Source organism: Actinomycetospora sp., from assembly GCF_055612215.1.
The window spans coordinates 1-7304 of the sequence record NZ_JBVPVA010000705.1; the positions used below are offsets into that span (position 1 = coordinate 1).

The window sequence follows — 7304 nt, forward strand, 5'->3', positions numbered from 1 at the left end:
CGAACTCGTGCGACCAGTCGCGGTCGTCGGCGCCGGCCGCACCGTCGGCCGGGCCGAGCGCCGGCGGGGTCCGGGTGAGGGTGACCTCGGAGGGGCGGCCCGCGCCGACCTCGATCTCGCTGGCCACGGGGGCGTAGCCGCTGGCGGTGATCGTGTAGGTGCCGGGGGCGACCTCGGGGAAGGTGAACGTCCCGTCGTCGCCGGTCACGGCCGCGCCGACGACGTTGCCGTCGGACCCGACGAGCGTCGCCAGGGCCTCGCCCACCGGGCGGCCGCCCGAGGCGGAGCGCACGACGCCGGTGAGGCGCAGCTGGGTGGCCAGCGCGATGTCCCGCGTGACGACGCCGTCGGAGGGGATCTGGACGGTCTCGGCGACCGGCGTGACGTCCGGGGCGGCCGCGGTGAGGGTGTAGGAGCCCTCGTCGAGGTCGGCGAAGCGGTACGCGCCCTGCGCGTCCGAGCGGGCGACGGCGACGACCGTCCCGCGCACGTCGGTGAGGGTGAGGACGACGTCGGGCGTGCCGGCGAGGCCGTGCTCGTGCCCGGTCCCGACGGTGCCCTCCAGGCTCGCGCCGCCGCCGGCGAGCGCGACGTCGTGGCGCATCGGGCGGTCGGACACCGCGACGAGGGAGGCCTTCGGCTGGTGCGTCGAGGAGGCACAGATGACCAGGTAGGTGCCGCCGGTCGACGGAGCGAGCTGGTAGTGGCCCCCGTCGTCGGCCACCGCGCGGTCCAGCTGGTCGCCGGCGAGGTCGCAGAGGGTCAGCGCCGCCCCGGGCAGGGGAGCACCGTCCCCCCGCGTCACCCGACCGAAGATCATGATCGGCTGCTGTCCGTCCACCGTTCCTCCGCTGTGCTCGTGGGTCGGTCGCGTCCCGACCCGGTGGCGCCACGCCGTGGCGCGCACCCGCCGCTCCCACCGGTGCGACGGCCGGGCGGGCCGCCCGTGACCCGGTCGCGCCGAGGATGCCCCGGACGGTGACGGCGCGGCCCCGGGCCGGTCACGTCCCGCCCGGGAACCACTGTGCTCGCCCACGCACGCGGCGGCCACCCGGTGCGCCCGGACCACCCTGCCATTTCACTTGAATAGTACAAGCATTTTGCCGCCGAGGCCCCGGCGGGTGGGCGGGAGCACCCGGTCCGGGCACCGCCCGGACCGCCTCCGCCTGGCGTGGTGCCGACCGCCGGGGGACGCTGACCGACATGGCTGCCGCGCCGACCGAGTCCCGCACCCCCGACCGCTCCGACGCGCCGCCGGAGGCCGACCGCTCCGCACCCGCGCCGGAGCAGGCCGGCGTCTCCGACCACGCCGGCGCCACGACGTCCCCGTTCGAGGACCTGCCCCGCCCGCACCTCGCGCTCGAGCCCGACGGGCCCCACCTCGCGGACTTCTACAGCTACCTCGACCTGCTCACCGAGCCCGAGCGCGAGCACCTGCGCCGGCTGCGGGCCTACCTCGCGAGCGACGTCGCCCCGGTCGTCGACGAGGCGTGGGCGAACGACGCCTTCCCCGACCAGCTCATCCAGGGCTTCGCGGGCCTCGACCTCGCCGGCCTGCCCTACGGGCTCTCGGGCTGGTCCGACGAGCCCGCCCGCCGGGTGTTCATGGGCTTCGTCCACGCCGAGATCGCCCGCATCGACGCCTCGACGAACAGCTTCTTCGGCGTGCACTCGGGCCTGGCGATGGGCTCGATCGACGCGTGCGGCACCCCGGAGCAGCGGGAGCGCTGGCTGCCGCCCATGGCGCGGATGGAGACGATCGGCGCGTTCGGGCTGACCGAGCCGCACGGGGGCTCCGACGTCGCCGGCGGCATGGAGACCACTGCGCGCCGCGAGGGCGACGGATGGGTCATCGACGGGCACAAGCGCTGGATCGGCAACGGCACGTTCGCCGACGTCATCGTCATCTGGGCCCGCGACGTCTCCGAGGGGGCCGACGGCAAGGCGGTGCGCGGCTTCGTCGTCCCGCGCGAGACCGAGGGCCTGACCACCGCGAAGATCGAGGGCAAGACCTCGCTGCGGATCACCCAGAACGCCGACATCACCCTCGACGGGGTCCGGGTGCCCGACGAGAACCGGCTCTCCGGGGGCAAGGGCACCTTCGCCGACGCCGGGGCGGTGCTGCGCCGCACGCGCGGCAACGCCTCCTGGGCCTGCACCGGGGTGCAGATGGCGTCCTACGAGCTGGCGCTGTCCTACGCCCAGGAGCGCGAGCAGTTCGGCCGCCCGATCGCGGGGTTCCAGATGATCCAGGACGCCCTCGTGCAGATGCTCGGGAACACCACGGCCTCGCTCGGCATGGCGGCACGCAACGCGCAGCTCATCGACGACGGCGGCGGGTCGGACGCGCACTCGGCGCTGGCGAAGCAGTTCTGCGCCGACCGGATGCGCGAGACGGTCGCCCTGGGCCGTCAGGTCGTCGGCGGGAACGGCATCATCGTCGGCAACGGCATCGCGCGGTACTTCGCCGACGCCGAGGCGCTCTACTCCTACGAGGGCACCCGCGAGATGAACACGCTGATCGTGGGGAAGGCCGTCACGGGGCACAGCGCGTTCGTCCGATGACCCGTGCGTGCGCCTCCGTGCCCGAGCACGGACAAGCACGCACGAGCCGAAGGCCAAGGGAGGCACGGGTGCCGCAGCGGGTGGTGATCGTCGGCGGCGGGTTCGCCGGACTCGCGGTCGCGCGACGGCTCGAGCGCCGGCTGCCCGCCGCCGACGTGCGCCTGGTCAGCCCCGACGACTACGTGCTCTACCTCCCGTTGCTGCCGCAGGTGGCCGCGGGCCTGCTCCCGCCGGTGGCGGTGGCGACGTCGCTGACCCGGCGGCTGCGCCGCACGACCTTCGTGCCGGGCCGCGTGGTCGGCGTCGACCTCGACCGGCGGCGGGTCGTGACGACCAGCATCACCGGCCGCCGCGAGATCCTCGACTACGACCGCCTCGTCCTCGCCCCGGGCAGCATCAGCGCGACGATGGACATCCCGGGGCTGCGCGAGTACGGGCGCGGGATGAAGACGCTGGCCGAGGCACAGTTCCTGCGCGACCACGTCCTGGGCCAGCTCGAGGTGGCGAACGCGAGCGACGATCCCGAGGAGCGGGCGCGCCGCTGCCGGTTCGTCGTGGTCGGGGGCGGCTACGCCGGCGTCGAGACCGCCGCGAACCTCCAGCTGATGACCTCGGACCTCGCCCGGCGCTTCCGCCGGCTCGACCCGTCGCTCGTGCAGTGGCACCTGGTCCAGCACGGCGCCCAGCTCATGCCCGAGCTCGGGGCGCGGCTGGGGGAGGACACCCGCCGGGTCCTGGAACGCCGCGGGGTCCACGTCGACCTGCGCACCAGCCTCACCGCCGTCGACGACGGCTCGGTCACGCTCTCCGACGGCCGCCGGCTCGCGACGGAGACGCTCGTGTGGACGGCCGGGGTGGCGCCGAACCCGCTGGTGTCCCGGCTCGGGACGGACACCGTGAAGGGACGGCTGGTGGTCGGCGCCGACCTCGCCGTCCCCGGCCACCCCGAGGTGTTCGCGCTGGGCGACGCCGCCGCGGTCCCGGACCTGGCCACCGGCGGCGGGGCGGTCTGCCCGCCGACCGCACAGCACGCCACCCGGCAGGCCCCGATCGCGGCGGACAACGTCGTCGCGAGCCTGCAGGGACGGTCGCTGCGGCCCTACCGGCACCACGACCTCGGCCTCGTCGTCGACCTCGGCGGGCCCGACGCGGTGGCCAAGCCGCTGCGGGTGGACCTCACCGGGTGGCCCGCCCAGGTCGTGACCCGCGGCTACCACCTCGCGGCGATGGGGGCGCCGGCCGCGATGGCCCGCGTGGCCGGGAACTGGGCGCTGCACGCGGCGGCCGGCAGCTCCCCGGTCCGGCTCGGGTTCCTCACGAGCTCCTCCGGCCGGCTGGCCGAGTTCGAGCACACCGACGACTACCTCACCCCGGAGCAGGCCTGCCGGGCGGCCGAAGAGGGCGACGATCCGGTGCCCGGCGCCGCCGCGGGCGTCCCGACGACGTCGGGTTGACGGCACACCGGCTCAGCTGACCAGGACGGCGCTCGCGACGACCGCGAGCACCACCACCGAGACGCCCAGCACCGGCACGGCGCGGGTCGCGGCCACCGGGTGGGGCAGCGGCGTGTGGCGCAGCACCCGCGTCCGGTACACCCCGTAGGCCGCGGTCGCGAGGGCGACGAGCAGGGCCATCACGGCAGGCACCAGGCCGAGCGAGGGACCGGCGTGGGAGAGCTCGCGGACGGCGAGCAGGGCGGCGTTCGCGCCGACGGCGAGCGAGGTCCGGCTCCAGGCCAGCCCGGTGCGCTCGGCCTGCAGGCCCGCGTTTGACGGGCCGGCGGGGCCGCTCACGCCTCGCCCCGCAGGACCACGAGCACGAGCCCGAAGAGCGCGAGGACGACGAGTCCCGTCCCGAGCACCCACGGCAGGCGCTGGGGCGGCAGCGGACGGGCGTGCCGGATCGCGGTCTCCACCGCGCGCCACCGCAGCACGCCGGCCGCGGCGGACACGACGGCGAGGACGGCCAGCAGCCCGCCGATGACCCCCCGGGCGCCGGGCACCGGGAACGCGGGCACCAGCTGGACGACGGCGACCCCCGCCGCGAGCAGCGAGAGCGAGGTGCGCAGCCAGGCGAGGAAGGTCCGCTCGTTGGCCAGCGTGAACCGGTAGTCGGGCTCGCGGTCGGCGTGGTCGCGGTCGTCGTCCGGACCGGCCTCGTCGCGGTCCGGGGGCGCGCCGCCGGGCGGGCTCATCCGCGCTGCCTCCTCGTCTGCCGGGTCTCGCCGGGGGGCACAGCATCGCGGGCGGCGGGGGTGCGCGCACCCCCGGCCCGGACGGCCGTACGGTCGACGGCGACGGGCAGGTGGGCGAGGAGGCGACAGGGTGGGGCGGTCGGGCGCATGAGACCCCCCGCGCCGGGCCCGCCGCTGGAGGCCCACCCGGTCATCGCGGTCCTGCTGGCCCTCGGCTCGGCGTTCCTGTACGCGCTGGCCGCCGCGCTCCAGCGCCTCGCCGCCTCCCGCGCGGCGCACGAGGGCACCCACCCCCGCGACGGCCGCGAGTTCTTCGGCGCCCTGGCGCGGATGCCGCTGTGGTGGAGCGGCCTCGCCTCGATGGCCTGCGGCGCCGGGGTGCACGTGGTCGCGCTCGGCCTGGGCTCGGTGACGCTCGTGCAGCCGGTCGGCGTGCTGGCGCTGGTCCTCGCGCTGCCGCTGGACGCCCGCCTCGAGCGCCGCACCATCCGCGGTGCCGAGTGGGCGTCGGCGGCGGTGCTCGTCGCCGGGCTCGCCGGGCTGCTCGCGCTCGCGCCGCACCACGGCGAGCCCCGCCCGGCCGGGTCGGGCGGGCTCGTGGGCACCGCGGTCGCCGCCGCCGTCGTGCTCGTGACCGTCGTCCTGGCCGGCAACCGGCTGGGCTGGCGGGCCCGCGCGGTGTCGCGGGCCGCCGGCGCGGGCCTGTGCGCCGGCGTGACCTCCGGGCTGGTGCGCCCGGTGCTGCACGGCCTGCACCGCGGCCCGCTGGAGGCCGGCGTCGTCGTCGCCGGCATCACCGTGCTGGTGCTGCCCGTGATCGGGGTGCTGCTGCTGCAGACCGCCTACCGCGACGGCGGGCTCGACGCCGGGCTCGCGACGCAGACCACCGTCGACCCGGTGGTCGCCGGCGTCATCGGCATCGTCGTGCTCGACGAGCGCTTCGGGGGCGGGGTGGTCGGCGCGGGGCTGGCGGTGGTCTGCGCCGTCGTCACCGTCGTGGGGCTGGTCGCGCTGATCCGCGCCGGGCCCACACCCGCACACCCGGGTCTGTAGCCGGCCGCGTCAGCGCCCGTGCAGCCGCAGCCGGGCCCAGGAGTTGTTGACGTAGCCCTTCGGGTTCCACACCGACGCGGGGTCGGCCGGCTGCAGGGCGGCCGAGGAGTCCCACGCCCGGGCGAGGATCTCCTGGGCACCCGGCCGGACGTCCACCGTCGCCGACCAGTGCCGCCACGCCCACGGGCTCGCCGGCTCGCCGAGCTCGGCCTGGATCCAGCGCGCCCCGCCGTCGTCGGAGACGTCCACCCGCACCACGGTGCGGTCGCCGCCGGCGAACGCGTAGCCGGAGACCCGCGTGGGTCCGGCCGGGACCTCCGCGCCGTCGTCGGGGGCGAGGAAGTCGGAGTTCACCGCGACCAGCCCCAGCGGCACACCGTCGCCGGGACCCGTGGTCGCGGGATCGACGTCGGGCGGCAGGAGGCGGTAGGTCGAGGCCTGGAAGAAGTTCTCCGACGGGCCGTCGGCCACGGTCACGCGCTGTACCCACTTGACGCTTCGAGCGCCGATGTAGCCCGGGACCACGACGCGCACCGGGGCACCGTGCACCGGCGCGAGCGGCTCGCCGTTCATCGCCCAGGCGAGCAGGACCTCGGGCATCCGGGCCTTGCGCAGCGGGATCGAGCCGCCGAACTCCTGCGGCGGCGTGGCCTGCTCGCTGACGTCCGTGCCCAGGAACGCGACGTCGGTGGCCGCCGGGTCCGCGCCGGCGTCGTCGAGGACATCGGCCAGGCGCACCCCGGTCCAGCGCGCGGTGGCGGTCGCGGTCGGTCCCCAGGGCGCCTCGCCGGGGATGTCGCGCACCTCGACGAGCCCGGCGCGCCGGTTGCCCGCGCACTGCAGCGTCGCGGTCTCGGAGTGCACCGCGAAGCGGTCCCGCAGGCCGGCGAGCGTCCACGACGACGGCCGCGCGACCAACCCGTCGACGGTGAGCCGCCACGCCGCCGCGTCGGCCGCGGGCACGGGTCCGTGATTGCGGCAGTAGAACGCCTCCAGCGGGGTGAGCATCCGGTCGGCGAGCGCGGCCCGCGGCGGTTCGGCGTTGAACGGCTCCGTCCCGTGGACGGTCATGTCCCGCCGCTTGCCGTAGATGGCGGCCTCCCGTGACACAGGGTTGTCGGTTGGGTCACAGTGTTCGTCCGATGGCGTGGAGTCGAGGTTCCCCCGGTCGTGCCGGGCCGTCGCAGCGTCGTCCCCCTGCCCGCGGTCGGCGGCGTTTTCCCTGCTCAGCGCGTCGACAAACCCCTCGTCGGAGTGGTCAGGGGCGAGCGGGTGGCCCTCGGTGGGCGTCGTAGGGTCTGCGGCCATGACCCAGACGCCGATCTACGACGAAGTCCGGCGTGTCTTCGGCCGCGCCGACCGGAACCTGCCACGGCGTTCCTTCCGCGACGACGACGGTGCGGCGCCCGAGCGCGGGTCCCGGCCGGTCATGCTGCGGGGCTCGGGCGGTCGTCATCGACGCTCCGGGGACTGAGGGCGGACCCGGGCCGGA

8 protein-coding genes are annotated in these 7304 nt (G+C 76.3%); 4 read left to right on the top strand and 4 right to left on the bottom strand.

All coding sequences use genetic code 11. The features are described from left to right. Positions 1-841, bottom strand: an 841-nt coding sequence (locus AC0CYZ_RS19350) for an MSCRAMM family protein (RefSeq protein WP_472218267.1), incomplete at its 3' end; no start/stop codon positions are given. A gap of 362 nt (positions 842-1203) precedes the next feature. Between AC0CYZ_RS19350 and AC0CYZ_RS19355 the strand changes: the two genes are divergently transcribed. Both AC0CYZ_RS19355 and AC0CYZ_RS19360 read left to right on the top strand, forming a co-directional pair. After that, on the top strand, positions 1204-2565 hold the full coding sequence (locus tag AC0CYZ_RS19355; protein WP_472218269.1) for an acyl-CoA dehydrogenase family protein: 1362 nt from the start codon (positions 1204-1206) through the stop codon (positions 2563-2565). Positions 2566-2633: 68 nt separating this feature from the next. Further along, positions 2634-4019 carry an NAD(P)/FAD-dependent oxidoreductase gene (locus AC0CYZ_RS19360; RefSeq protein ID WP_472218271.1) on the top strand — a complete coding sequence of 462 codons (1386 nt, stop codon included), beginning with the start codon at positions 2634-2636 and terminating at the stop codon, positions 4017-4019. A gap of 12 nt (positions 4020-4031) precedes the next feature. Here the strand turns inward: AC0CYZ_RS19360 and AC0CYZ_RS19365 are convergent, their stop codons facing one another. Both AC0CYZ_RS19365 and AC0CYZ_RS19370 read right to left on the bottom strand, forming a co-directional pair. Continuing rightward, positions 4032-4358: a DUF202 domain-containing protein gene (locus AC0CYZ_RS19365; RefSeq protein WP_472218273.1), complete on the bottom strand. Its 327-nt coding sequence runs from the start codon at positions 4356-4358 to the stop codon at positions 4032-4034. Then, entirely contained in the window at positions 4355-4759 is a 405-nt protein-coding gene (locus AC0CYZ_RS19370; protein WP_472218275.1) for a YidH family protein, read from the bottom strand. The genes AC0CYZ_RS19365 and AC0CYZ_RS19370 overlap by 4 nt, the downstream gene beginning before the upstream one ends. Positions 4760-4906: 147 nt before the next feature. On the opposite strand from AC0CYZ_RS19370, the gene AC0CYZ_RS19375 reads away from it, so the two are divergent. Next, positions 4907-5812 (top strand): DMT family transporter, encoded by a 906-nt coding sequence (locus AC0CYZ_RS19375; RefSeq protein WP_472218277.1) that lies wholly within the window; start codon positions 4907-4909, stop codon positions 5810-5812. A gap of 9 nt (positions 5813-5821) precedes the next feature. Here AC0CYZ_RS19375 and AC0CYZ_RS19380 read toward each other — a convergent pair whose 3' ends face one another. Next, on the bottom strand, positions 5822-6922 hold the full coding sequence (locus tag AC0CYZ_RS19380; protein WP_472218279.1) for a sulfite oxidase: 1101 nt from the start codon (positions 6920-6922) through the stop codon (positions 5822-5824). 196 nt (positions 6923-7118) lie between these two features. Here AC0CYZ_RS19380 and AC0CYZ_RS19385 point away from each other — a divergent pair, with 196 nt between their 5' ends. Then, entirely contained in the window at positions 7119-7286 is a 168-nt protein-coding gene (locus AC0CYZ_RS19385; protein WP_472218280.1) for a hypothetical protein, read from the top strand. Positions 7287-7304: the final 18 nt, after the last annotated feature.

Excerpts from the sequence above, each read along its gene's own strand:
- AC0CYZ_RS19370 (WP_472218275.1), bottom strand. The coding sequence starts at position 4,759 with ATGAGCCCGCCCGGCGGCGCGCCCCCGGACCGCGACGAGGCCGGTCCG.
- AC0CYZ_RS19355 (WP_472218269.1), top strand. The coding sequence starts at position 1,204 with ATGGCTGCCGCGCCGACCGAGTCCCGCACCCCCGACCGCTCCGACGCG.
- AC0CYZ_RS19385 (WP_472218280.1), top strand. The coding sequence starts at position 7,119 with ATGACCCAGACGCCGATCTACGACGAAGTCCGGCGTGTCTTCGGCCGC.
- AC0CYZ_RS19375 (WP_472218277.1), top strand. The coding sequence starts at position 4,907 with ATGAGACCCCCCGCGCCGGGCCCGCCGCTGGAGGCCCACCCGGTCATC.